This window comes from Paenalicyclobacillus cellulosilyticus (assembly GCF_014647315.1).
In the GTDB taxonomy this organism is placed as follows: Bacteria; Bacillota; Bacilli; order Alicyclobacillales; family Alicyclobacillaceae; genus Alicyclobacillus_J; species Alicyclobacillus_J cellulosilyticus.
This window is the reverse complement of sequence record NZ_BMOY01000141.1, coordinates 341-596: the sequence shown is the minus strand read 5'-3', so window position 1 is coordinate 596 and position 256 is coordinate 341. Positions and strand designations below refer to the sequence as shown.

General features: G+C 46.9%; 1 protein-coding gene. It reads left to right on the top strand.

What is annotated here, in order from left to right; genetic code table 11:
* Nucleotides 1-5: 5 nt before the first annotated feature.
* The coding region (locus IEX97_RS13800; protein WP_229776944.1) for a GTP-binding protein at nucleotides 6-256 on the top strand (251 nt) is incomplete at its 3' end.

Genomic DNA, 256 nt, shown 5'->3' with positions numbered 1-256 from the left:
TTGAAATGGCAAAGGAAAAATTTGAACGTAAAAAGCCGCACGTAAACGTAGGCACGATTGGTCACGTAGACCATGGTAAGACGACACTTACTGCTGCAATTACAACGATTATGGCGAAGAAGTATGGCGGCATGGCAAAAGCTTATGACCAAATTGATGCGGCTCCAGAAGAGCGCGAACGTGGTATTACTATATCGACGGCTCACGTTGAATATGAATCAGCCGCACGCCACTATGCACACGTAGATTGCCCAGG